This is a genomic window from Paraburkholderia sp. GAS32, assembly GCF_050434225.1.
Lineage (GTDB): Bacteria > Pseudomonadota > Gammaproteobacteria > Burkholderiales > Burkholderiaceae > Paraburkholderia > Paraburkholderia madseniana.
This window is the reverse complement of record NZ_JBNPVS010000003.1, coordinates 286,933-310,886: the sequence shown is the minus strand read 5'-3', so window position 1 is coordinate 310,886 and position 23,954 is coordinate 286,933. Positions and strand designations below refer to the sequence as shown.

The 23,954-nt window shown below is 61.8% G+C and carries 20 protein-coding genes; 7 read left to right on the top strand and 13 right to left on the bottom strand.

Annotated features, from left to right (window positions below; genetic code table 11):
• Positions 1–48 precede the first annotated feature (48 nt).
• Entirely contained in the window at positions 49–816 is a 768-nt protein-coding gene (locus tag P3T25_RS05370) for a YkgJ family cysteine cluster protein (RefSeq protein ID WP_171927144.1), read from the top strand.
• A 32-nt stretch (positions 817–848) separates the two neighbouring features.
• Here the strand turns inward: P3T25_RS05370 and P3T25_RS05365 are convergent, their stop codons facing one another.
• The 3 genes from P3T25_RS05365 to P3T25_RS05355 form a co-directional block, all read right to left on the bottom strand.
• Complete coding sequence (locus P3T25_RS05365; protein WP_171927113.1) at positions 849–2,000, bottom strand: branched-chain amino acid ABC transporter substrate-binding protein; 1,152 nt, start codon at positions 1,998–2,000, stop codon at positions 849–851.
• A gap of 131 nt (positions 2,001–2,131) precedes the next feature.
• On the bottom strand, positions 2,132–3,361 hold the full coding sequence (locus tag P3T25_RS05360; RefSeq protein WP_171927114.1) for an NAD(P)/FAD-dependent oxidoreductase: 1,230 nt from the start codon (positions 3,359–3,361) through the stop codon (positions 2,132–2,134).
• Positions 3,361–3,483 carry a hypothetical protein gene (locus P3T25_RS05355; protein ID WP_266239258.1) on the bottom strand — a complete coding sequence of 41 codons (123 nt, stop codon included), beginning with the start codon at positions 3,481–3,483 and terminating at the stop codon, positions 3,361–3,363. The genes P3T25_RS05360 and P3T25_RS05355 overlap by 1 nt, the downstream gene beginning before the upstream one ends.
• A gap of 306 nt (positions 3,484–3,789) precedes the next feature.
• On the opposite strand from P3T25_RS05355, the gene P3T25_RS05350 reads away from it, so the two are divergent.
• Positions 3,790–5,193 carry a PLP-dependent aminotransferase family protein gene (locus P3T25_RS05350; protein WP_154560478.1) on the top strand — a complete coding sequence of 468 codons (1,404 nt, stop codon included), beginning with the start codon at positions 3,790–3,792 and terminating at the stop codon, positions 5,191–5,193.
• Positions 5,194–5,315: 122 nt separating this feature from the next.
• Positions 5,316–6,401, top strand: a complete 1,086-nt coding sequence (locus tag P3T25_RS05345) for a TIGR03118 family protein (protein WP_154560479.1) — start codon at positions 5,316–5,318, stop codon at positions 6,399–6,401.
• 106 nt (positions 6,402–6,507) lie between these two features.
• Here P3T25_RS05345 and P3T25_RS05340 read toward each other — a convergent pair whose 3' ends face one another.
• The 5 genes from P3T25_RS05340 to P3T25_RS05320 form a co-directional block, all read right to left on the bottom strand.
• Positions 6,508–7,863 (bottom strand): sigma 54-interacting transcriptional regulator, encoded by a 1,356-nt coding sequence (locus P3T25_RS05340; protein WP_429357701.1) that lies wholly within the window; start codon positions 7,861–7,863, stop codon positions 6,508–6,510.
• A gap of 349 nt (positions 7,864–8,212) precedes the next feature.
• Entirely contained in the window at positions 8,213–9,376 is a 1,164-nt protein-coding gene (locus P3T25_RS05335) for an epoxide hydrolase family protein (RefSeq protein WP_154560480.1), read from the bottom strand.
• 263 nt (positions 9,377–9,639) lie between these two features.
• Complete coding sequence (locus P3T25_RS05330; RefSeq protein ID WP_266239256.1) at positions 9,640–10,785, bottom strand: porin; 1,146 nt, start codon at positions 10,783–10,785, stop codon at positions 9,640–9,642.
• Positions 10,786–11,264: 479 nt separating this feature from the next.
• On the bottom strand, positions 11,265–11,600 hold the full coding sequence (locus P3T25_RS05325) for a DUF4148 domain-containing protein (protein WP_429357700.1): 336 nt from the start codon (positions 11,598–11,600) through the stop codon (positions 11,265–11,267).
• A 1,008-nt stretch (positions 11,601–12,608) separates the two neighbouring features.
• On the bottom strand, positions 12,609–13,508 hold the full coding sequence (locus P3T25_RS05320) for a DMT family transporter (protein WP_154560483.1): 900 nt from the start codon (positions 13,506–13,508) through the stop codon (positions 12,609–12,611).
• 471 nt (positions 13,509–13,979) lie between these two features.
• Here P3T25_RS05320 and treA point away from each other — a divergent pair, with 471 nt between their 5' ends.
• Positions 13,980–15,647: an alpha,alpha-trehalase TreA gene (gene treA, locus P3T25_RS05315; RefSeq protein WP_429357662.1), complete on the top strand. Its 1,668-nt coding sequence runs from the start codon at positions 13,980–13,982 to the stop codon at positions 15,645–15,647.
• Between the two features lie 116 nt (positions 15,648–15,763).
• Here treA and P3T25_RS05310 read toward each other — a convergent pair whose 3' ends face one another.
• The 4 genes from P3T25_RS05310 to P3T25_RS05295 form a co-directional block, all read right to left on the bottom strand.
• On the bottom strand, positions 15,764–16,879 hold the full coding sequence (locus P3T25_RS05310) for an alkene reductase (RefSeq protein WP_171927119.1): 1,116 nt from the start codon (positions 16,877–16,879) through the stop codon (positions 15,764–15,766).
• A gap of 212 nt (positions 16,880–17,091) precedes the next feature.
• Positions 17,092–17,727 carry a carbonic anhydrase gene (locus P3T25_RS05305; RefSeq protein WP_429357661.1) on the bottom strand — a complete coding sequence of 212 codons (636 nt, stop codon included), beginning with the start codon at positions 17,725–17,727 and terminating at the stop codon, positions 17,092–17,094.
• A gap of 265 nt (positions 17,728–17,992) precedes the next feature.
• Positions 17,993–18,496 carry a lipocalin-like domain-containing protein gene (locus tag P3T25_RS05300; protein ID WP_429357660.1) on the bottom strand — a complete coding sequence of 168 codons (504 nt, stop codon included), beginning with the start codon at positions 18,494–18,496 and terminating at the stop codon, positions 17,993–17,995.
• 180 nt (positions 18,497–18,676) lie between these two features.
• Entirely contained in the window at positions 18,677–18,937 is a 261-nt protein-coding gene (locus P3T25_RS05295) for a DUF1488 domain-containing protein (protein ID WP_154560487.1), read from the bottom strand.
• Positions 18,938–19,177: 240 nt separating this feature from the next.
• On the opposite strand from P3T25_RS05295, the gene P3T25_RS05290 reads away from it, so the two are divergent.
• On the top strand, positions 19,178–20,671 hold the full coding sequence (locus tag P3T25_RS05290) for an MDR family MFS transporter (RefSeq protein WP_408518232.1): 1,494 nt from the start codon (positions 19,178–19,180) through the stop codon (positions 20,669–20,671).
• Between the two features lie 59 nt (positions 20,672–20,730).
• Here P3T25_RS05290 and P3T25_RS05285 read toward each other — a convergent pair whose 3' ends face one another.
• Complete coding sequence (locus tag P3T25_RS05285; protein WP_429357659.1) at positions 20,731–21,618, bottom strand: LysR substrate-binding domain-containing protein; 888 nt, start codon at positions 21,616–21,618, stop codon at positions 20,731–20,733.
• Between the two features lie 184 nt (positions 21,619–21,802).
• On the opposite strand from P3T25_RS05285, the gene speB reads away from it, so the two are divergent.
• Both speB and P3T25_RS05275 read left to right on the top strand, forming a co-directional pair.
• Positions 21,803–22,789 carry an agmatinase gene (speB, locus tag P3T25_RS05280; RefSeq protein ID WP_429357658.1) on the top strand — a complete coding sequence of 329 codons (987 nt, stop codon included), beginning with the start codon at positions 21,803–21,805 and terminating at the stop codon, positions 22,787–22,789.
• A 40-nt stretch (positions 22,790–22,829) separates the two neighbouring features.
• Positions 22,830–23,945 carry a polyamine ABC transporter substrate-binding protein gene (locus P3T25_RS05275; protein ID WP_429357657.1) on the top strand — a complete coding sequence of 372 codons (1,116 nt, stop codon included), beginning with the start codon at positions 22,830–22,832 and terminating at the stop codon, positions 23,943–23,945.
• Positions 23,946–23,954: the final 9 nt, after the last annotated feature.

Genomic DNA, 23,954 nt, shown 5'->3' with positions numbered 1-23,954 from the left:
TCCGCCTCGACTAAGACCCGCGTAGACTCTTGCGACGAGGAATTTAACGTGAACGACATCAATTTCGAATGCACTGCATGCGGCAAATGCTGCCACGATTTGCGCCTGGCACTGACGATTGCCGAGGCTATCACCTGGCTGGAGCGCGGCGGCCACATGGAACTCATCTGCGAGGCCATACCGTGGCCCGTCGAGCCCGAGCCGGGCAATGCGCAAGCTGAGTACAAACGGGCGCGTTCTTCGCCTGCAATGAGCGGAAGCCTGCCTGTCCGTATCTCGATCGTTCTCGCCGCGGCGTTCGATGGAGCCTGCCCCAATCTGGGCGCCGACATGCGCTGCGGAATCTACGAACAAAGACCGCTGGTGTGCCGGATCTATCCCGCTGAAATCAATCCTTTCGTCGTGCTGGCACCGGAAAACAAGGCGTGCCCTTCAGATGCGTGGCAGAAGACGCCGCTGCAAAGGCACGGAATCCTTGTCGATGCTACGACCGTCGAACGCGTCGAGCAGTCGCGTCGCGCGAATCAGCTCGAGGCGCCGCTGCGCATGCAGGTATGCCTCGAACTGGGACTGAACCATGCCGCGCTCGCGAACGAAGGCTTTGTCATGATTTCGCCGGATAGCGAGGCGCTGCTGACTGCCCTGCGCAAGATTCGCGCGACGCCGGAATCGCAAGACGCAGCCGCGCAGTGGACATTTGTGTCGAATCGGGCGGGAACCCTGGAAACGCTTCTGTCGGTGGGCGCCACCGGTCACCTCGCTGAACCCACCGCTGCCGGCAATTCCCGGTATCACGGATTTTTCCCGCCCTCATAACCGCAGAACCGCCGGCAGCTTCTGGCAGAGAACTATGCTCCGCTGCCGCCCACCGTCTTGATGCTCTTCCATTGTCCTTGCTGGACCTGAAACAGCGTGTACGGCGGCTTGATCAGATCGCCATACGGGTCAAAGGTGATGTTGCCGGTTACACCGGTAACCTTCACTTTCGACAGGCTGTCGACGATCTTCGCGCGATCGAGCGAATCGGCCTCGTGAATCGCCTTGATCATGGCGAGCGCGGCGTCGTACGCAAACGGTGCGTACAGTTCGACATCCTGATTGAAACGCGCCTTGTAGCGCTTGCCGAACTCCTGCGCGGCAGGCAGCTTGTCGAGCGCCGGACCCGGCTCGAGATCCTGAGTACCGTCACCTGCCGTGCCGGCGATCTGCAGGAACGCATTGCTCTTCAGCGCACCCGCGCCGAACAGTTGCGCTTGCATGCCGAGCGAGCGCATCTGCTTGACCAGCATCGCGCCCTGTTCATCCAGACCGCCGAAGAAAATCAGATCGACGTTCTTGCTCTTGAGCGTCGTCAGAATGGCGCGAAAATCCACGGCCTTGTCATTCGTGAACTCACGATCGACGATATTGCCATTCGCTTCCTTTGCGCCCTTTTCGAACGCATCCGCGAGCCCTTGCCCGAATGCCGTACGGTCATCGATGATGCCGATGCGCTTCGCCTTCATCTGCTCCACCACGAAATGCCCCGCCACGACACCGCCAATGCCGTCGTGCCCCATGGTGCGGAACACGTTCTTGTAGCCTTGTTTGGTGAGTTGCGGATTGGTGGAGCCCGGCGTGATCATCGCAATGTTCGCCTGGTGATAGACCGTCGACGCCGGAATGCTACACCCCGAGTTGTAGTGACCGATCACGCCGACTACGCCGTCGTCGACCAGTTTCTGCGCGACCTGAATCGCCACGCGCGGGTCCGCCTGATCGTCCTGCACATCGAGCACGAATTTGACCGGTTTTCCGCCGATCACCGGATGTTTCGCGTTCTCTTCATCGAGCGCTAATTGCGCGCCATACTGCAGATCCTTGCCGACCCGTGCAACCGGTCCGGTCAACGGTCCGACGAAACCGATCTTGACGACTTCAGGATCGGCCGCCCACGCAGACGGTAGATACGTGACGAGTGCACAAACTGTGGCACTCAACAGCCAATTGCGGCGATTCATGATGCGCTCCTTGCGAGATGTAACGTCGCGCGATGTGTAGGTTGGCCGATCCGATGCGCGACGCGTCGAATCCGTCCTGCGGTGCTAGTCGTGAAACAAGAAAATCGGTGCGGTCAAAACCTCTACGAAAGTCAAAAGCGCGTGGCCGAGTAAGGCGCGAGATCGAGCGGCGGCGCCCGCTGCGCGATCAGATCGGCGACGATGCGCCCGCTCACCCCCGCTAACGTCAGTCCGAGATGCTGATGGCCGAATGCGTAGATCACCCGTTCGCTCACACGCGAGCGTCCGAGCACCGGCACACCGTCCGGCAACGTCGGACGAAACCCGAGCCAACTGCTATCCGGCTTATCGAGCGCGGGTAACGCGCGTTTCGAAGAAAACGTCAACAGATCGATCAGCGAGCGGTTGCGCGTGTCGCCAAAACCCGCCAGTTCGACCGTGCCGGCGACGCGCAGGCCGTCGCTCATCGGCGTCATGTAAAAGCCGCGCTCGGCCCAGCCGACCGGTCGCGAAACCAGTTGTTGCGCGCCGGGAAAGCGGACGTGATAGCCGCGCTCCGTGTCGAGCGGAACCGCGTCGCCGCATTGTTTGGCGAATTGGGCGGAGCGCGCGCCAGTGGCGATCACAACGTGACTGAAGCGGCGCGCGGCGCCTTCGATCGTCACGCTCGCGCCGTCAGCCGCAGGCTGCACTGCGTCGACGGTCGAGCGCTGCAGTGTCAGCCCCTGGTCGGCAAGCTGCAGATAAAGCGTCTGCAGAAAGCCATGTGGATTTGAGAAATGCCAACTGTTACTGAACAATACGCCGCGCTCGAATATCGGCGCGAGCGACGGTTCGAGCGCACGGATGTCGCTGCCGCCCAGCACGTCGAAGGCAACGCCTAACTGGCGGCGCAGATCGAGTGCAGGACGCGCGGCATCGAACGAAGCTGCGTTCGAGTACAGATAGAGACATTCGCGGGGCCGGACGAAACGCGCCAGTTCCGCGTCTGCAAGCAGCGGCGCATATCCGTCCTGCGCCTGATCGAGCAACGCGGCGAGTGCCGTGGCGCTCGCCTCATAGCGCCGCGGCAGCGAGCTCATCATGAAACGCGCGAGCCACGGGGCGAGGTGCGGCAGGTAACCCCAACGCAATCTGAACGGGCTGTCGTTCGATAACAGAAAGCGCGGCAAATCGCGAAACACGGACGGGTTGTTGACCGGAATGCACGCATAGTGCGCGAAGGTCCCCGCGTTGCCGAAGGACGCACCCTGCCCCACGCCGGCCGGATCGAACAGCGTGACTCGATGGCCGTCGCGCATCAGCGCCGCAGCGCTCGCGAGGCCGATGAATCCCGCACCGATGATGGCAATCTCCGGCATCACTCGCGTCCTTGCATTTCGCAGCCGTCGCCCGAGAGCGCGTGCATCGTGACATGCCGCTCACTCGCCAGCGCGCCAGGCTTCGGCGCGGATGAGGCTGGAGGAGACTGCGGAAAACTCATCTGGAAACTCCTGCGGACAGAATCAGGACACTGCCCGGCGACGCCATGGCACGCACGCCACCAGACAAACTCTGGCAATCAGAATCACACAATATTTTTTTGTGTGCAATTAAAACTCACATTGTGTGGCCCTGGCATTTTCCCTGGATGGCCTATGGCGCAGTCCTTGCAAACACGGGCGCACCGGACGCCAACCGTTCTGGAGCGCCGTTTTTAGGCGTTGCGGCGGCGCTTGTCTGGTATAGAATCGGCAAAATTCCGCACAATCGCGGACAAAGTCGATTTTGTATGGAGACATCAGTTCTTATGGCTTCTGGCAAAGACACAGCGCGTGGGGCCAACGGGGCGCCGGCGCAGACGAAGCGTTCCACCTATGTCGAGGTGTCCAGCTCGATCGAGAACGAGATTCGCAGCGGCGTCTATCCGCCGGGCAGCCGCCTGCCGCCGCAGCGGCAACTGGCTACCGAACTGGGCATCAATGTGTCGACGGTCTCCCGCGCGTACAAGGAATTGCAGTTGCGCGGACTGGTGATCGGCAGCAAACGGCGCGGCTCGCTCGTCACCGGCGGTGCCATGCCGAGCGTCGACCCTGCGCCGCCGGCCAGCAACGCGGCGATCGACCTGACCGTCAACCGGCCGGCCACCGGCGAATTCCTGAACTGCCTCGCACGCACGCTGGCAGAATTGCCGCGCGATCCGCGTTATCCGCAATTGCAGGAGTACCAGCCGCCGCAAGGTCCCGCCTGGGCGCGCGCCGCCGGCGCCCGCTGGATGGCCGCGCCGGGCTTCACACCGGCGCCCGATCACGTGGTGGTCACGAGCGGTGCGCAGCACGGCTTGTATGCGGTGCTGAACAGCCTGATCGGCACCGACGGCGTAATCCTCGCCGATCAACTCACCTACTACGGGTTGAAAGCACTGGCTCCAGTGTTCCAGTTCGAGATCGTCGGCATTCCAAGCGACCGCGAGGGCTTGCTGACCGACGAGGTGGAGCATGCCTGCCGCCGTATGCCGGTGAAGGCGATTTTCACCGTACCGAATCTGCAGAACCCGACCGTGACGACGATGAGTCTCGAGCGCCGCATGGCGCTCGTCGACATTGCCCGCCGGCACGGTGTAGCGATCATCGAAGACGACGTTTACGGGCCGCTGGTTTCGCAGCGGCTGCCGACCATTGCGAGCCTGTGTCCGGAACTGACGTTCCACCTCGCGGCGACCTCGAAGATTCTCGCGCCCGGCTTGCGGCTCGGCTACCTGCTGAGTCCGCCGGACAGTTCCGCGCTGTGTGCCGAGGCGGTGCGCACCACCGCGTGGATGCCCGCGCCGATGTCGATGCTGATCGCTTCGATCTGGATCGAGGATGGTACGGCGCGCCACATCATGGACGCGCAGCTTGCCGAAATTCGCGCGCGACAGGACCTGGCTCGCGAGTTGCTGCCGCAGGAATTGCTGCAGACCGACCCAGCGTGCATGTTCGTGTGGCTTAAGTTACCGCCGCCGTGGCGTGCCGATGATTTTGCTGCGAATGCGAAGGCGCGTGGTGTCGTGGTGATGCCTTCTTCGGCGTTTGCGGTGGACAGGTCGGAGATCGAACATGGCGTGCGGATCAACCTCGCCTGCGCGACGAGCCGCGATCAACTCGTGAGTGCGTTACGGCTGTTGACGGGCACGCTGAAGGATCGTCCTCGGGCACTGTTCGGCACGATCTGATCGACGGGCACCCGGGCCGTCGCCTCAGATCAAATCAAATTTTTCAACCGCCAAAGGAATAAACCCGCCACCCAGCACGTTCAATAACCGCAACAACCATCGGTCCTGAGAGAGGTGCGGTCATGAAGTCTGTGCTTACAGTGTTGAGCGCCGTGGTGAGCGGCGTGGCGTTGACGGGTCTTGTCGCGTGCGGGGGCGGTTCGGGGTCGATCAATACGCAATCATTTACTGCGACCACGCTGGTCTCCGATGGCGCGGTTTCCGCGCCGCACACCGACGCCAATCTGAAAAATGGATGGGGCATTGCGTTCAATCCGAAGGGTGTCGTCTGGGTCGCCGACAACGGAACCTCAGTCGCCACGCTCTACGATGGCAACGGCGTGCCGCAATCCCTGGTCGTCAGCATTCCGAACGGAACCAGCGGCCCAGCGAATCCGACCGGCATCGTATTCAACGGCACGACGGATTTCACGGTCAGTCAGGGTGGCAAGTCCGGCGTAGGCGTGTTTATCTTTTCCGGCGAAGGCGGCACGATCACCGCATGGGCGCCCGCGGTCGCGCCCACGAACGCGATCGTCATGTTCGACGACGGCAGTGGTGGCGCGGTCTACAAGGGGCTCGCCCTCGCCAGCAATGGCACGGCGAACTTCCTCTATGCCACCGACTTTCACAACAACAAGATCGACGTGTTCGACAAGAACTTCGCGAAGGTCGCCATGTCCGGCAACTTTCAGGACGCTGCGCTGCCGGTAGGCTTTGCGCCGTTCGGCATACAGGCAATTGGCGGAAAACTCTTCGTGACCTACGCCAAACAGAACGCAGTCGCGCATGACAACTTAGACGGCCCTGGGCTCGGCTTCGTCGACGTATTCGATACGGGCGGCAAGCTACTGCAGCGCTTCGCATCGGCTGGCCCGCTGAACGCACCGTGGGGCGTCGCACAGGCGCCGGGCAACTTCGGCCGCTTCAGCGGCGACATACTGATCGGCAATTTCGGCGACGGCACGATCAACGCTTTCGATCCGGCAAGCGGGCAATCCCTCGGCACCGTCAACCTGTCGAACGGAACCACGTTCGTGCAACAGGGGCTCTGGGGTATCGCGTTCGGCAACGGACTCGATAATCAGCCGACCAACACGCTGTTTTTTGCTGCGGGGCCTAACGACGAAGCGGATGGGGTCTATGGGCGCATCGACGTGAAAATGTGAACGACGCCGCGCGCGTTGGCGGCGCGCGCGGCGCAGTGCCGAATGGGCGCTCGCGATTCGAGTGAACAGGTTACCTGACTGCCGCACACGATCTTCGCCTCAAGTGTCACATTTCGGCGGCGCTGTCTTCCCCATACCGCATGCCACGCGCGCCCAGCAAACGGTACAGCGTCGCGCGTGAAATGCTGAGTTCGCGCGCGGCGTCGCCGAGCCGCCCACGATGGCGCAGCAGCGCGAGTTCGATGGCCTGCCGCTCCGCTGTCTCGCGTGCCTGCGCAAGCGTCAGGGGCGCGGTCGCGACGTAACCCGACAGTTCGAGATCGTCCGCGGTAATCGTGCGCCCCTCCGACATCACAATGGCGCGACGAACCCGGTTGATCAGTTCCCGGACATTGCCGGGCCAGTCGTATTGATGCATCGCCGCGATCGCGTCGGGAGAAAAACCGTAGAGCCGGCGGCTCGCATCTTTCCTGTAGCGATCCAGTGTGTACAGCGCGAGCAGTTCGATGTCCTTGCCGCGCGCGCGAAGCGGCGGCTCGTCGATTCTCAGCACGCACAAGCGGTGATACAGGTCAGCACGAAAGCGCCCGTGTTCGATCGCGGCCTCCATATCGACGTGCGTGGCGGAGATGATGCGCACGTCGACATCGATCGAACCGTTGCCGCCCAGGCGGTCGATGGTGCTTTCCTGCAGAAAGCGCAGCAGGCTCGCCTGACTCTCGAACGGCAGATCGCCGATTTCATCGAGAAACACGGTGCCGCCGTGCGCGGCTTCGACGCGCCCTATTCTGCGTTGATTCGCGCCGGTAAAGGCGCCGCGCTCGTAGCCGAACAACTCGGACTGCAACAGATGCGGCGGAATCGCACCACAGTTGATGGCGACGAACGGCGCGTTGCGACGCGGCGAGTGCGCGTGAATCGCCGCTGCCGTCAGCTCCTTGCCCGTACCGGATTCACCGGAGACAAAAACGGGCGCGTCGGTGGTGGCCACTTTGCGGATCGAGCGGAATAACGCGAGCATGGCATCGCAGGTGCCGATCATCTCGTCTTCTGCCGAGGACGTATCGACGAACGCCGGCTCGCCGAGCGAGATCATGCCGCAGGCATGGCCTACCGTATCGACAATCCTGACGTTCGCAGCGGGGAGTGTCACGTAATCGAAGCAGTAGTCGCGCACCAGCCTGCGTATGGCGGCGTCATCGAGTTCCGGCGCGGCGGTCATCGCGACCCAGCCGATGTTTGGCATCGCGAGGCAAGCTTCCAGCGCGGCAATGTCACAGGGATCGAACACGCTCGACAGATCGGCCAGCCCGGCCGCCAGCGAGCCATCATCCACGGCCTGGCGTACGTCACGAACCGAGCCGATGACTTCGACCTCCCAATCGCGCTCCTCGAAACTCGCCAATAGATCCGGCGAAGGATCGCGCGTGAAGTAGATGACACGCCGCTTGATGGCCTTCATTTTCTGCATTGTTTTTTTGTTTTCCCGCCGAGCCTGCTCTGAAACCTGTTGCGGTCAGACCCATCGTCGCGGCATTGTTCTTGTTGCTCCATGGCCGCGGATGCCTGTCCTCGCGAATCAGGCGCGTACCGGGAGCTGCCATTTCATGATGCATCGGGTTTTGGCGAGTCGGCGGTGTTGCAGACGTCGGCTGACGAAAAACCGGATGCGACAACGACGGTCGATCATACGCGGCTGCATGGTCGCCGTGGTGCGTCCTGACCTTATTTGATGATTGAATCCGCAAGCGCACCGCGCGGCGCATCGGAGTCGCTATCGAACTGGCGTCTTGTGCGCCGCCACAGTGGCGTCAACGCACCTCGCGCCGCAACTTCCTGAAAAACTTGCGAATCTCGGCAGCGAGCAAATCAGGTTTTTCCATTGCAGCGAAATGCCCGCCGCTCGGCATGTCGGTCCATTGCACGACGTTGAAGGTTCGCTCGAGCCACGTGCGCGGTGGGTGATTGATCTCCTTTGGGAATTGGGCGAATCCGACCGGCGGCACGACGCGTTGCCCCTCGGCGAAGCGCATCGGCTGCAGACGGTTTTCCCAATACATCTGCATCGCCGTTCCAATACTCTGCGTGTACCAGTAGAGCGAAATGTTGGTGAGCAACTCGTCTTTCGAAAACACCCGCTCGATGTCGCCGTCGCAATCGCTCCACGCGCGAAACTTCTCACCGATCCATGCAGCGAGCCCCACCGGCGAATCGTTCAGCGACGCCGCAACGGTTTGCGGTTTCGTGGTGTGCATATGGGCGTAGCCGCCTTCCAGCGCGGCCCATTCAGTCTTCTCCCGCAGATAGGCTTCCTCCGCGGGCGTAAGCGGTGTCTGCGCGGTACCGCTCGCGGGCTCGTATGAGCTCGGCAGAAAGTTGAGATGAATGCCGTCGACATGCTCATGATGCCGCGCCGCGAGTGCGATCGAGACGCCGGCGCCCAGATCGCCGCCTTGGGCGCCAAAGCGCTCGTAACCGAGGCCACGCATCAGTGAAGCCCACAAATCCGCCACCTGAAACGCGGAAGTACCGGGCTCTACGGGAGCCTGCGAGAACGCAAAACCGGGCAGCGATGGAACGACGACGTCGAATGCATCGGCGGGATCACAGCCGAATGCGCCCGGATCGCATAACCGGTCGAGCAGTGCGTGGAACTCGAAAAACGATCCCGGCCAGCCATGCGTAATCACGAGCGGATAAGACGCCGGGCCGACCCCGCGCCGATGCACGAAGTGCACGCGCTGACCGTCGACCTCGGCGAGAAATTGCGGTTGCAGATTCAATCTGCGCTCCGCCTCGCGCCAATCGAAACGGTCGACCCAGTACTGCGCGAGTTCGCGCAGCCAGGCAGAATCGGCGCCCTGCTGCCAGGCAGGGGACGGCGTCGCCGGTGCCCAACGTGTCGCGTGAATCCGCCGGCGCAGATCGTCTATGTCAGCGTCAGGCACGGCAATCTGAAACGGCTCTATCTGCATGTCAGTTCATCCGGCACAGGGGGTGGGGATAACAGGCGCTTCGGATCCGATAGCGCTGTTCACGGCAAACCAGCAAGGGCCAAGGCACGAAGCGAGCATGAAGCGCACGGCGCGCACGAAGCAATCTGCATGGTACACAATGAGCGCGATTCTCGTTTAGCGCGCCGGAGACCTTCATGGTTGCAGCGCTCACTGCTCTACGGCAAACAGGAAAGCCCGCGAAATGCGGGCTTTCTTTACAGCTTACTGCCTACACCAGCCGCTCAGAAGCGGTGACGGATACCCACCGTGCCGACCACCTGCGAATCGGTCGCCGAGCGGCTCACGCCGACGATATCCGCCGTGATGCCCGAGTCCCCCACGCTGCCGACGTGCTGGTATGCCGCTTCAACATACACATCGGTACGCTTGGACAAGGCATAGTCGGTCTGCAACGTGATCTGCTGGTACTTCGGACTCGCGCCGTTCAGACGTGCATCGGTGTACGTGTATGCGCCCGACACCGTCCATGCCGGCGTGAATGCGTAACGTGCGTTCACTTCATAGTTCGTGAAGCGCGCGCTGCCGCTGGTCAGCGCGAAGCCGCTCGTCGTGCCCGAGGCCGAAGATCCGATCGACGTTGCGTTGCTCAGTTGCGTCTGCGTGAACACAAGGCCGACGTTGGCCGCGCCGAACGCGTAGTTCACGCCAGCGCCATAGGTGCGCTGAAGGCCCGCGTTGAACGTGGAGTCGCCGCTTGCCACGGCACCGCTCGTGTTGGTCGTCGAGCCGCCGCCGTTGAGTTGCAGGTAGCCCGCAGCGAACTTCAGGCCGCCGAATGCGTACGATGCGCCGACGCTGTAGGCGCGGCTGTCCGCGAAGCTGCCCGCTGCATTCGAGAAGCCGTACAACGCACCGAACTTTAAGCCGCCGTAGTCGACACTCTGGAACTTGACCGAGTTGTTGATACGCACGGAGTTGTTCAGGTTGTCGTTGTCGTACGGGTGCGATGCGAGCGTGCCGCCGTATTGCGTGCCGTTCAGCGCGAGCGGGGCGAGATAGTCGACCACGCTGTCGTACTGGCGACCCAGCGTGACCGAGCCGAACTGGTCGCTCGACAGACCGACGAAGGCCTGACGGCCGAACTCACGGTTGTTCTGCCCCAGCTTGCCGGTCGACAGATTGAAGCCGTTTTCCAGCACGAAGATCGCCTTCAGGCCGTTGCCCAGATCTTCCGAACCGCGCAGGCCCCAACGGTCGCCGTTCAGGATGCCGCTGGCTTGCTGAAAATTGCTGCTGCCGCCCGAATTGCTGGTGTAGGTCAGACCCGTATCGATCAGGCCGTACAGCGTGACCGAGCTTTGTGCGTGGGCGGCACCCGCGGCGCCGATGAGTGCGAGCGAGAGGCCCGACAATACGAATTTATTCATGGATTTCTCTCCTGATTCGAATAGCGGATGCTATCGAGCGGCCGAGAATATCTCACTAATCGCAAGACTGTTTTTCAGTTAATTACAGCGTTGTGTTTATGCGACGTAAATGATTTTTCAGATTGCCGATCATTTCACGTAACAGCCGGTCTGCCGCCAGAAATTAAATGGGGCATGCTCCTCTCGCGAGCATGCCCCAAGTGCCTGATTTAATGCCTCTCCCGGAGAATCAAGCCGGCGCAAAATAGCATGGCGAATCTCTTCCAACAACGCATCCCGGGCGATTTATATTCCAATTAATTTCAATTGAAATAAATTGGAATATCTTGCCAGATAAACAAACTCATTCAGGCGATTATTTCGGAAATTGAAAATAGTCATTGTTAGTTTTAAAAGCCGCCGAAAAATCGTATTGCACGGACAAACCCAGTTCTGCCCGGCTCGCTGCATCGCTGCGTTAACCAGCGCGCTGAGCCGCGTCACGGACGCGGTGCGCCAGTCATGCTCGGTGCGCCGCCGGGGCCCGCCGGGTCCGGATTGCCGAACGTGGGCAGGCTGCCGTCGGCGCGGGCGCGGGCGATCTCCGCGCGTACCTGCGCGCGGGTTTTTGGCCCGCTCCCGGATTTCAACAGCGTGCTGGCGGCGGGCGCGATCTGAGGTGGCGATGGCGCCGGTATCGCTTGCGGGGTTAGCTGGGCTTGTGGGGCTTGTGGGGTTAGTGGGCCTGGTGGCGCTGATGTCGGCTCTGTTGGCTCTGTTGGCTCTGTTGGCTCTGTTGGCTCTGTTGGCTGTATCAGCCGTATCGGCGCTGACACGGCAGGCGCGTTGATTACGTTGGAGAGTACCTTCGCCTCGGCCGGAACAGAGGATGACGAGTTCGCAGCAGCAGGTGCGCCAACGCCACTCGTTCTCCCGCTCGACAGGCTACCCGCGCCAACCGCGGCTACTGCGGTTTCGGGAGCATGCCGGGTCTTCGAGTCACTGGAGGACGCACGGTTCGAGTGTTCGCGCGTCGCTACGTAGCTTTCGTGCGAGTGGCCTGTTTTCCCTGAAGACGGCGCCGAAGATCGCGCCGATTTCGCCCCTTGTTGCGTTGGCTTCTTCCCATGCACAACGGCCAGCGCGTGCTGCGTCTGCTTCGCGCGCGCCTCGACTTCTCTTTGCAGCGCGAGAACCTGATCGTCGTCCCGATGTGCTGAACGCACCGCGTCCAGTTGCGCCCGCGCGGAAACAAGATCGTTGCGCTGCAGACTATTGCGCGCCGCCTGGAGGTCCCCGGCAATGGCCGCCGCTGAATCGCTGTGTGCAGCGACCGGCCCGGAACTCACTGAACCAGTTATCGTGTCGCCACGTGTGGTGCGAGATGCATTGTCACGCTCCAGGCCGAGTTCGTCCGTTGACAGCCAGCTTTTGTCCGCTTGCGAAATATAAGCCGCGATCGCAACCGCGCCGACAAACAGGCCCGTGAGAACGATCTTCCTGGGTTCGCTAACCATGACGTCTCCCTCTCGAATCGTGGACATGCGCGTTTGCCGTATCGCAAACGGGCCCGAATTCATCAGAGGGTTCGCAGCGAATCAATCGACGCCGCCGCAACGGCCGCGAGTTCGGGCCGGCGCAGTCACGCACGAATAAGAGTGCAAGCTGGATGCGTGCTATCTACTATTTATAGTCGCCAAACGTCGATTCGTCCGCTTGCGTAGGGCGTGTTGTCCGAAAAAGCCAGCTTACTGACCAGGCTTTCCTAGGACGATTGTTTGAACTGCGAAGCAATAAATGCGAGTTTGAATCCGGCGTTTGAATTCGGCGAATGCAGCGCAGAGCTACACAAGCGGACCTTCAGTCTGCTTGCCTCGCACGGCGACCGCAATCGAGCTGCCGACAATCAACGCAATGCCGAACAACGACATGCTGCCGATCGTCTCGCCCCACACGATGTAACCGAACAGTGCAGCCCACACGATGCTCGTGTAGTTATACGGCGCGAGCGCACCGGCGTCGGCCTGTCGAAATGCCATCGTCATCAGCAACTGCCCTGCCGTGGCGAACCCACCGAGCAAGGCCATCACTGCGAGTGCTTCGATCGAAGGCGTGCGCCACGCGAAATATAGCGATGCCCCGGTGACGATCGTGCCAATCACCGTGAAGTACAGCACCGTGGTGCCCGAATCGTCGGTGGCGCGAATCCGCTTGATCTGAATGATCGACAAAGCACCGAAAAACGCGCTCGAAATCAGCAGGACCGGACCGAGCCAACTCGAATGCGAACCGTCCGGACGCACCACGAACAGCACGCCGACAAAACCGATCGCGGCGGCAAGCGCATCGCGCGGCTTGAGCGTTTCCTTCAAAAGCAGCGGTGCAAGCACGATAACCAGCAAAGTCTCCGAGTAAACGATCGCCACCGCTTCGCTGAGCGGCACATAGGGCAGCCCTGCAAAGAACAGCCCTGACGCGCCGAGTAACGTCAGCGCGCGCAAGGTCTGTCCACGCACATCCATCTGCCTGAGACGCTCGATGAGCGGCTTGCCGCGCAGGCAAACCGCCACCGCAGGCAACAAGCCGAACAGCATCCGGAAGAACGTCACTTCATTGGCCGGATAGGCGAGCGCCACGGATTTCGCCAGAGCATCGACGAGGGCGAAGCAGAACATCGAAACGAGAATCAGCGCGACGCTGCGCAACGGCACGGCTCTATTCCGGACGGCGGTGATGGGCGGCATGGGTTTTCCTGGGAACGCGCGAAGCAGCGCGTCGCTTAGGTTTCGCCTCCGGTGAAAGGGAGGCGTAATCGGAAAACGGATTATGCCTGCTGCGCCCCGCGCGATCGACTGGAAAAACCTGAACAAACAGCGCGCGTCGATCAAGGTGGAGTATGTGCACGGCGCGGGTCCGGCCAGCATAGCCCGGCGGCGCAGGGCCCCGGGGCACTCAGAATCGTGCCGTCGGATTCGCTCGTGACGTCGAACTGAAGGAGGCTTAAGAAGGCTTAGTTAGTCGCTCGGCAGCGCGCAAGCTGCCGAGCGACTGGTGCAGTCGAATGCCAGCGGCTTGCGCAGCGCACCTCGGCGCATTCCTCGCGCATAGTTTGAACCGGCCTCCGTTTTGTGCGATGCTACCCGCGCCCCTGCAAACATGAAAAGAAAGAGGGCGTGAGGCAGACCAATCCTGTTGTCCATTCCTCAGGAGGAGACATGATTGTGTCATCGCAATTGCGCCGCATCGGCCTCGCCCGTCGTCTGACATTCGCCCCGCCGCTGGGCGCTGCCAGTTTAAGAAAAGCATCCGCCGTTTCCAGCTTCGTTTTCCTCACCAGTCTCATCGGCGTCTGTCATGCCGACACCCAGGTCGGCGGCACGCTTCCTCCCGCTCCCGACAAGCTATACGGCGATCTTTTCATAGCCGTGCAAACCGCGCAGATTTATCCGGACCAGAAGACTTTCGTCGACGCAACGCCGAACGCCGATCCTGCCGCGATCGTGCAACTGTACGAACAGCAGAAGAACAATCGCGGTTTTTCGCTGGCGAACTTCGTCAACCAGTACTTCACTCCGCCGAGCGAACCTGTCATCACACCCCCGGCGAATCAGACGCTGCGCGAGCACATCAACTGGCTATGGCCTGCCCTCACCCGCACCACGACGAGCGCGCCGGCAAACAGTTCGCTGATCCCGTTGCCGAAGCCGTACGTGGTGCCGGGGGGCCGTTTCCGCGAGGGCTACTACTGGGACACGTACTTCACGATGCTGGGTTTGCAGGAGTCGGGGCACGAAGATCTCGTCGACAACATGCTCGACAACTTCGCCTATGAGATCGATACGTTCGGCCACATCCCGAACGGCAATCGCACCTACTACCTCGACCGTTCCCAGCCGCCGTTCTTCTCGTACATGGTGGCGCTGGCGGCGAAAGTGGAAGGCCGCAGCGTCTATCAGAAGTATTTGCCGGCCCTGCGCAAGGAGTATGCGTACTGGATGCAGGGAGAGACCTCGACGCAACCGGGTCAGGCAACCCGCAACGTCGTCGTGATGCCGGATCGCACGGTGCTCAACCGCTACTGGGATGAACTCGATACGCCGCGTGACGAGTCCTATCTGGAGGACATTCAGACCGCCAGGCAGGCAACGGGCCGCAATCCGAACGAGGTCTACCGCGAGTTGCGGGCGACCGCCGAGAGCGGCTGGGATTTCAGCTCCCGCTGGTTCGGCGACAACATGACACTCGCGACGGTGCGCACCACATCGATCATCCCGGTCGATCTGAACAGCCTCATGTTCCACCTTGAAATCACCATCGCGAAAGGCTGCGGCGAGACGCGCGATTTCCGCTGTGTCGGCGAGTTCGCTGAGCGCGCCGCCAAACGGGCGCTCGGCATCAACAGGTACTTGTGGAACGCCAAGGGCTACTACGGCGATTACGACTGGACGCTTGCGAAGCCGCGCGACAACAAGACTGCGGCGATGGTGTTTCCGTTATGGGTCGGTGCGGCGTGGCCGGACCGCGCGCAAAAGACGGCTCAGCAGGTGCAGTCCGTCCTGCTGCAACCGGGCGGCCTTGCGACGACCACCTACAACACCACGCAGCAATGGGATGCACCGAATGGCTGGGCGCCATTGCACTGGGTCGCGATCGAAGGCCTGAAGCGCTATGGCCAGGATGCGCTTGCGCAGCAGATCGGCACGCGCTTTCTGGCTGACGTGAAAGGCGTTTACGCGTCGGAGAACAAGCTGGTCGAAAAGTACGTGGTGGAAGGTGCGGGCACCGGAGGGGGCGGCGGTGGCGAATATCCGCTGCAGGACGGCTTTGGATGGACCAACGGGGTGACGCTCAAGCTGCTCGATCTGTATAGCCCGGGTGACTGATCTGCACGGTGAAGCCATGCAAGGAGGCGCACACGTCGCCCATAGCGGCGTGTGCGCGGAAGCGCCGATTACGAAATCAGCCCTGCGGTTCGCTGCGTGACGAAGCCCAGGCTCACTCAGCGCTTCGCGTCTTCGTCCATCGTCGGGTAATCGATGTAGCCTTCCGCGCCGCCGCCATACATCGTGTTCTTATCCGGCTCGTTTAGCGGTGCGCCGACCCGGAGCCGCTCGACCAGATCCGGATTCGAAATAAAAGGTCGGCCGAACGCGATCAGATCTGCCCGTTTTGCCTTGAGCGTCTTCTGCGCGAGCTCCCTGTCATAGCCATTGTTTGCCATGAACAATCCGTCGAATGCCTGGCGCAACACCTGCAGATCGAAGCCGCCCTCGACGTCACGCGTGCCCCCCGTGTCGCCTTCGATGACATGCAGGTAGACGAGCTTGCGGGCATTGAGTTGCTTCACCACATAGGTGAAAAGGGGTTCGGGATCGCTGTCGGCGATATCGCCGAAGCTGCTGAGCGGAGAAATACGCACGCCGACGTGCTCACCACCCCAGACGTCCGTCACGGCATCGGCCACTTCCAGCAACAGGCGCGCGCGATTTTCAATCGAGCCACCATATTGATCGGTTCGTTGATTGGTCCTGTCGCGCAGAAACTGGTCGAGCAGGTAGCCGTTTGCCGCGTGGATTTCCACGCCATCGAAACCGGCGGCCTTCGCGTTTTGCGCGGCCAAACGATATTGCTCGACGATGCCCGCCATTTCCGAGGTTTCAAGTGCGCGCGGCGTGACGAGCGGCACGAAGCCGTCGTCGGTATAGGCCTGGCCTTCGGGTTTGATCGCCGACGGCGCTACGGGCAACGCATTACCCGGCTGCAGCGACGGATGAGAAATACGGCCCACGTGCCACAACTGCAGGTACATATGGCCGCCCTTCGCATGCACGGCATCGGTAATATGTTTCCACGCCTGCACCTGGGCATCGTCATAAATGCCAGGCGTGAACACATAGCCCTTGCCTTGCGGTGAAATCTGCGTCGCCTCGGCGATGATGAGACCGGCTGTTGCACGTTGCGCGTAATACTCGATGGCCAGTTCGCTCGGCACATCGGCCTCCTTCGCGCGACTGCGCGTCAGCGGCGCCATCACGATGCGATTGGGCAACTGCAGCGGCCCGAGCGCGACCGGTTCGAACAGGTAACTATCGATGTGCGCGGATTCGGTCGACATGGCGGCTCCTTGAAAAAGATCCAATGCATCGAAAGGCGGCTAGCTGCCTGACTCGTAGCGCGCCATCGAGCGGCGTCATCGGCGCGCGTTGCAACACACGGTGGAGCGGTGTCGTCGGCTCCAGGCGCTCTGGCAGTATAGGCGGCTATCCGGAACGCCGAAGAGGTTTTCCGGTTTTACCGCGCCCGCTTTTCGCGGGCCGCCATGCACGGCTAGACAACATAAATTTCAGGGTTGTCCACCAACGGCAGAAACTCTCCTGTGCGCCCATCGAGTGCGAGCATTGCGCCGCTTTCGATATCGAAGATCCAGCCGTGCAGTCGCAGCGATTTGTTCGCGAGGCCCACGGCCACTGACGGATGCGTGCGAATGTTCGCGAGTTGAGCCATCACGTTGTCTTTGACCAGGGCGTCGAGACGCTCTGCATCTGACGCATAAGTTCGCGATGCGTTGATCGCTTTCGCCGCGTCGGCGTGACGGAGCCAACCCGCCACGGCCGGCAGATGGTCGAGGTTCTTGCACGTGCAGATCGCCGTCATCGCTCCGCAATTGGAGTGCCCGCAGATCACGATATCCCGCACACCCAGTACCGCCACTGCGTATTCGACGGTGGCCGACACGCCGCCTGGCTCCGGGCCGTAAGACGGCACGATGTTGCCCGCGTTGCGGATCACGAACAACGCGCCGGGCTCCACCTGGGTCAATAACTCGGGAACGACACGGCTGTCCGAGCAGGTCACGAACAGCGTGCGCGGACTTTGCGCAATCGACAAACGTTTGAACAATGCGCTTTGCTGCGGGAAGACTTCGCGTTGAAAGCGGATGAATCCTTCTATGATTTCCTGCACGACATTCTCCGGATAGTCAAAGCCTCAGCCTGCCGGGTCCGCGGCAAAGGTCCAAGGCGTGTCTGCGATCGGTTGGCGCGACTATACCGCAGCGCGAATCGTATGCCCGCAAACACCACCGCCCAAGACAAGTTCGACAACGCGTAGAGGCCACCGAACGTAAGTCCGCCACTCACGCTCATGTACTTGATCGCGTTGAACCTGATGACGTTGCTCATGCGCACCGGGCGGTTCAGATTGTCACCGTGATTGCAGGCGAGGCGCGCTATTTGATTCGTTGCCACACGACTTTCGACGATCCATAGCCGAAGGCGCCGGGCGTGATGTATGTCAGCCGGTCACCGTCGAGTGTAAATGGGCGGCGCTGGACATCCGCGTCCCAGTTCGGAAACGTACTCTTTTGAATGTGAAAGACGATAATCCGCGCCGCCGGGTCCACGCTATACGTGCCGAAATGCGCGACGCTGCCGCGAGCGATCTTTGCGTTCTCTTCCGCCGTGCCTTGCTGCCTCTCCCCAGAAGTGAACTTCGGCAGATCGGAGCTCAGCACGAGCAGCACGTAGCGCCCATCACTGCCGAAGACGAGTTGCCCTTGCGGATGCGGACCGAGCAATTCCACTTCGTTGCCGCTCCTCGCCACCGTCAACGAGACAAGCGACCACGACCCCACGAGGCTGTCCGCTGCTTGAGCAAAAGCGTTTCGCACTGGCGCGCACCATGCTGCGAGCGCGATCACGATGACGGCGAAGACTCGGTAAGTTGATTTCATGACGCTCTCCACGCGTGCGAGGACATGAGGTCAGACGAATCCATCGCGCTCCGCGGGTGCTGCGGATTGGGTTCGGGTGCTTTGAAGCCTAGGTGGTTTGCGAATGAAAAGCTATTGGAGCAGGCCCGGCGCGCAGATGCCGGACCGCCCCCCTAAGTCAAGAATTGGGCCGCTCAGCCCTCAGTTGAAATCCGCGGTTTCGAGCTCCACGGATCGTCCCCCGTTTTTTTCGAGGACCCGCCGCGTAGCGTTTTCAATCCGCGCGCGATTGGCCTCGAAGGTACCGACCAGATCGTGGGCCGATGGTCCCGCGTTGCCGAAATGGTCGTTCAACGCGTCCAGCGACACGCTGCACCAGACGTCAGCCCCATCGACATTGGCTTCGAAGGCGACGCGCGCCGCTGCCACCACTTCACGGCGTCCGGTGAATTCGATCCTCATAATGACCCTCCATTTGGCGAAAGTAGCGGTGAACGCGCAAAGGCTGTACCAGGCTGCCGCTTTAAAGCCGAATCAAAGCGACTTGAGCCTGGCCATCGCTGCACGCGTTCAGAGCGCACATTCTCCGCAAGGTGCATACTCGACATCGGCCGCTTTTGTGCGGCCGCGCTTTTGCGTCGCGGCGTGTGTGCCACCTTTCACGCCGTCAGACGCTTCCAACATCCTAATACTACCCGCCCCATGTCCCGCAGCCCGCAATCGTCGCGTCCTTTAGTCATTGCCGCAGTCATGGCATCAATGGCGATGGTCGCCATCGAAGCCACCATCGTTTCCACCGCCATGCCGCAGATCGTCGCGCAACTCGGCGATCTGCATCTGTATAGCTGGGTTTTTTCATCGTTCCTGCTGACGCAAACCGCGATGACCGTGGTATTCGGCAAGCTCGCCGATCTCTATGGACGCAAGCCGGTCATGCTTGCCGGCATCGCCATCTTTCTGCTCGGCTCGGTGCTGGCCGGCTTCGCCTGGTCGATGCCCGCCATGATCGTATTCCGCCTGATTCAAGGCGTCGGCGCGGGCGCGATCCAGCCGGTCACGCTGACCATCGTCGCCGACCTCTATCCGGCGCGCGAACGCGGCAAGGTGCAAGGTTATCTCGCCAGCGTGTGGGCCATTTCAGCGGTGGTCGGGCCGATGGTGGGCGGCTTCATCATTCACAACCTGTCGTGGGCGTGGATCTTCTGGATGAACGTGCCGATCGGCCTTGCCTCGGCAGCCGGCTTCATCGCGTTCCTGCGCGAATCGGAACGGCATGCGCGTCCGTCGATCGACTTCGCGGGCGCGGCGCTGTTCATGGCGGCGATCGCCGCGCTGATGATGGCGCTGACTTACGCCGGCGACGACGACATCGCCAAGGCATCGCTCGCGGGCGGCGCGTTCATGCTGTGCCTGCTGTTGTTCGTGTTCCAGGAACGCCGCGCAACTGAGCCGATGATCTCGTTCGCGCTCTGGAGCCGCCGGCCGATTGCCGCGTGCAATGCAGCAACCGTGCTGTCCGGCATGATCCTGATGGGCTCCACCACCTTCCTGCCGATGTATGTTCAGGGCGTGCTGCACCGCTCTCCGGTGGTCGCCGGTCTGGCGCTCACGATGATGATGGTGGGCTGGCCCGCGGGCGCGACGCTCGCGGCGAAATCATTTCACCGTATCGGCTTGCGGCGCATTCTGATCGGCGGCAGCGCGTTCATACCGATTGGCGCGGTGCTGTTGCTGTTCCTGGAGCCTGGCGGCTCGCCGCTCATCGCCGCGTTCGGCTCGCTCATCATGGGCTTCGGCATGGGCACGTCGAGCGTCAGTTCGCTGGTGCTGATCCAGGAGATCGTCAAGATGGATGAGCGCGGCAGCGCTACCGCGTCGAATCTCTTTTCGCGCAATCTCGGCAGCACGCTGGGCGCAACGCTGTTCGGCGCGGTGCTCAACTTCGGGCTCAGCCACTCGAAGGACGTCGCCGTGGTCACGTCGGATCAGTTGAAGGCGCTGTTGCAGAATCAGGTGGCGAGTCTTGCCGACAGCGACATGATCCGCATGGTGTTGCATCAGTCGCTGCACCTGACTTTTATCTCGATCTTCGCGATTGCGATTTTTGTGGTCGTGCTGCTGGGCTTCGTGCCGGCGATCAACATCGGGCCGGCGAAGCAGGTGCCGCTTGAAGCGTTATCGCCGCTTGAGGACTGAGCTTCGCTACGCGCCCGGCACCAGCGTGACGTTTGCCTTCGCCATGAAACTGCGGCGCGTCAACCACCGTCTCGGCAGAGCCTCACCATCCACGCATAAACTGCATCCACCGCCGCGGAGCGCGCCGGTTGGGCGGAGCGCATCAGCCAGAGCGGCGCGAGTGCGAAGCCCGGGACCTGCGGCAGGACCTCGACCCGCCCGCTCGTCAACGCGTCGCCAGCGGTGAGCCGGGACACCATCGCGATGCCCGCTTCCCGCTCGGCTGCCGCCACGAGAATGCGGGGGTCGTCGACCGTCATCGCGCGCCGCGTGCGCAAACCGCCGCGCCTTAACTCAGGTAACCACGGCGCCCACTCCGGACGCTGCTCAAGCACCAGCAACGGCGCCTGCGTCAACACCTCGGGAAAGGGCATCGAGCGCAGACGGCGCGCGGTCACGGGCCCGCAGACAGCGACCGCCTCCTCGTCGAGCAACGGCTCGCAGATCACTTCGGGCGTGCGGATCTCCTTCGCAGAAACGATCAGGTCGACATCGACACGATCGATCTCGTTGACCTCGTCCCCGGTAACGAGCCAGATCTCGATGTTCGGCATGGCCTCCGAAAACGCCGGCATGCGCGGCATGATCCAGCCGATCGCGAACTGCGGCGCGCAATAGATGATCACCGAGTCGGGATTGCCATAGGGTTCGATGCGATCGCGCCCATCCGCGAGGGTCGTCATCGCCGACGTCACGGTCTGCGCAAACAGCACGCCGGCGGCCGTCAGCGCAACGCCGCGTCCAATCCGCCGAAACAGCGGCACCCCGGCCCACTCCTCGAGTTGCTGGATCTGATGACTGATCGCCGATTGGGTCAGCGCGAGTTCTTGCGCCGCGCGCGTGAAGCTGCCGAGGCGCGCGGCGGCGTCGAAAGCGAGCAAGGCCTGCAGAGGGGGAAGTCTTCGCATCGGGTCGCCACGGTCAGGGGAGGTATTAAAAATATCGATACTTCCAGCAAGATTCTTCGCTTTTCGCCGGAATATTGCCTCGCAATCATAGCGCCAGTTGCCCTCCACACGCCGCATGCTGTTTCGTCAGACATGAGAAATATTTGTGTGACGGCACTCACTGAAACTGACCGGATCGACGTGTATGACCCTGAACCTGAACGCTTTGCACCCCGCCTCGACCGCCCCTGCCGCGGGCACTGACGCGGCCGGCCAACCCCATGCGCCCACCTACGCCGGCGTGCTGTCCTTCATGCGCCGGCCCTATACGCGCGATCTCATCGGCGTCGACGTCGCCGTATCGGGCATTCCGCTCGACCTCGCGACCACCTTTCGCCCCGGCACGCGTTTCGGCCCGGCGGGCATGCGTGCCGCCTCGGTGCAACTGGCCGAACTGGGCGCGTTTCCGTGGGGCGTCGACCCGTTCGATCATCTGAACGTGGTCGACTACGGCGACTGCTGGTTCGACGCCCACAACCCGCTCGGCATTCGCGACGCGATCATCGCCCACGCCCGCGAGATTCTCGCCACGGGCACCCGCATGCTGACGCTCGGCGGCGACCACTACATCACCTACCCGCTGCTGGTCGCGCACGCTGAAAAGTACGGCAAGCCGTTGAGCCTGATCCACTTCGACGCGCATTGCGACACATGGCCGGACGACAACCCCGATTCGCTGAATCACGGCACGATGTTCTACAAGGCGATCCGTGAAGGGCTGATCGATCCCGCGCGATCGGTGCAGATCGGCATTCGCACCTGGAACGAGGACTTCATGGGCGTGCGCATTCTCGACGCGCCGTGGGTCCACCGCAATGGCACACAGGCGACCATCGACGAAGTGCTGTCGATCGTCGGCGATGCGCCCACCTACCTCACCTTCGACATCGACTGCCTCGATCCGGCCTTCGCACCCGGCACGGGCACGCCGGTGGCGGGCGGCCTGAGCTCGGCACAAGCGCTGGAAATCGTTCGCGCGCTGGGCGCCGTGAATCTGGTCGGCGCGGACGTGGTGGAAGTGTCGCCGCCTTACGACCACAGCGACGTCACCGCGCTCGCCGCGGCCCACCTTGCCGCCGACATGCTGTGCCTGATGCGCAATCAGAAGCTGCAACGCCATCAGCGCATGTAAGGCCGCGACCGCTCTGTTGAATCCTCTCTGGACGACCATCATGCCCCACACCTTCATGAAGCCGAGGCCGACCGCGCCGCTGCTGGCAGCGCTGTTGTTCTGCGCGTTCGGCACCGCCGCGCACGCCGACGAAAAGCAGCTCAATCTGTACAACTGGGCCGACTACATCGCGAAAGACACCGTGCCGAACTTCGAGAAAGAGTCCGGCATTCACGTGCAATACGATGTCTACGACGGCGACGAAACCTTGCAGGCGAAACTGCTGACGGGTTCTACCGGTTACGACGTCGTGGTGCCGACCTCGAACTTTCTCGCCCAGCAGATCGCTGCCGGCATCTACCAGAAGCTCGACAAATCGAAACTGCCGAACCTGGTGAACCTCGACCACAGTCTGCTCAAGCTGGTCGCCGATGCGGACCCCGGCAACCAGTACGCGGTGCCGTGGGCGTGGGGCACCACGGGGCTCGGCTACAACGTCACGCGGGTCAAAAAGATTCTTGGCAACGATGCGCCGCTCGATAACTGGGACATCCTCTTCAAGCCCGAATATCTGAGCAAGCTGAAGAGTTGCGGCGTATCCCTACTCGATGCGCCGACCGATGTGTTCGCGGTCACACTGCACTATCTCGGGCGCGATCCGAACAGCGTGAATCCGGCCGACTACCAGGCCGCGTACGACGCGCTAAAGAAGATCCGCCCGTACATCACGCAGTTCAACGCGACGAGTTATATCAACGATCTCGCGGGCGATGACATCTGTTTCGCGTTGAGCTGGTCGGGTGACGTGTCGATGGCGAGCCATCGCGCGCGCGATGCCAACAAGAGTTACGAGGTCAAATACTTCATCCCTCAAGGCGGTGCGCCGGTGTGGTTCGACATGATGGCGATCCCGAAGGATGCGCCGCATCCGGAGGCGGCGCTCGACTGGATCAACTACATCGAGCGCCCCGAGGTTCATGCCGGGATTACCAATGAGGTGTTCTATCCGAATGCGGACGCCGCCGCGCGCAAATTCGTGCGGCCGGAAATCCTCAACGATCCGACCGTGTATCCGCCTGAGTCCGTGTTGAAAACGCTGTTTCTGCTCAAGCCCTTGCCCGCTCAGATCAAACGTCTGGAGGGCAGGTTGTGGGCGCAGTTGAAAACAGGGGGATAACGAATCGGC

Coding starts and splice junctions, on each gene's coding strand:
- P3T25_RS05350 (WP_154560478.1), top strand. CDS start 3,790: ATGGCTTCTGGCAAAGACACAGCGCGTGGGGCCAACGGGGCGCCGGCG.
- P3T25_RS05335 (WP_154560480.1), bottom strand. CDS start 9,376: ATGCAGATAGAGCCGTTTCAGATTGCCGTGCCTGACGCTGACATAGAC.
- P3T25_RS05360 (WP_171927114.1), bottom strand. CDS start 3,361: ATGCCGGAGATTGCCATCATCGGTGCGGGATTCATCGGCCTCGCGAGC.
- P3T25_RS05320 (WP_154560483.1), bottom strand. CDS start 13,508: ATGCCGCCCATCACCGCCGTCCGGAATAGAGCCGTGCCGTTGCGCAGC.
- P3T25_RS05340 (WP_429357701.1), bottom strand. CDS start 7,863: ATGAAGGCCATCAAGCGGCGTGTCATCTACTTCACGCGCGATCCTTCG.
- P3T25_RS05285 (WP_429357659.1), bottom strand. CDS start 21,618: ATGCGAAGACTTCCCCCTCTGCAGGCCTTGCTCGCTTTCGACGCCGCC.
- P3T25_RS05295 (WP_154560487.1), bottom strand. CDS start 18,937: ATGAGGATCGAATTCACCGGACGCCGTGAAGTGGTGGCAGCGGCGCGC.
- P3T25_RS05275 (WP_429357657.1), top strand. CDS start 22,830: ATGCCCCACACCTTCATGAAGCCGAGGCCGACCGCGCCGCTGCTGGCA.
- P3T25_RS05345 (WP_154560479.1), top strand. CDS start 5,316: ATGAAGTCTGTGCTTACAGTGTTGAGCGCCGTGGTGAGCGGCGTGGCG.
- P3T25_RS05365 (WP_171927113.1), bottom strand. CDS start 2,000: ATGAATCGCCGCAATTGGCTGTTGAGTGCCACAGTTTGTGCACTCGTC.
- P3T25_RS05330 (WP_266239256.1), bottom strand. CDS start 10,785: ATGAATAAATTCGTATTGTCGGGCCTCTCGCTCGCACTCATCGGCGCC.
- treA (WP_429357662.1), top strand. CDS start 13,980: ATGATTGTGTCATCGCAATTGCGCCGCATCGGCCTCGCCCGTCGTCTG.
- P3T25_RS05310 (WP_171927119.1), bottom strand. CDS start 16,879: ATGTCGACCGAATCCGCGCACATCGATAGTTACCTGTTCGAACCGGTC.
- P3T25_RS05290 (WP_408518232.1), top strand. CDS start 19,178: ATGTCCCGCAGCCCGCAATCGTCGCGTCCTTTAGTCATTGCCGCAGTC.
- P3T25_RS05355 (WP_266239258.1), bottom strand. CDS start 3,483: ATGAGTTTTCCGCAGTCTCCTCCAGCCTCATCCGCGCCGAAGCCTGGC.
- speB (WP_429357658.1), top strand. CDS start 21,803: ATGACCCTGAACCTGAACGCTTTGCACCCCGCCTCGACCGCCCCTGCC.
- P3T25_RS05300 (WP_429357660.1), bottom strand. CDS start 18,496: ATGAAATCAACTTACCGAGTCTTCGCCGTCATCGTGATCGCGCTCGCA.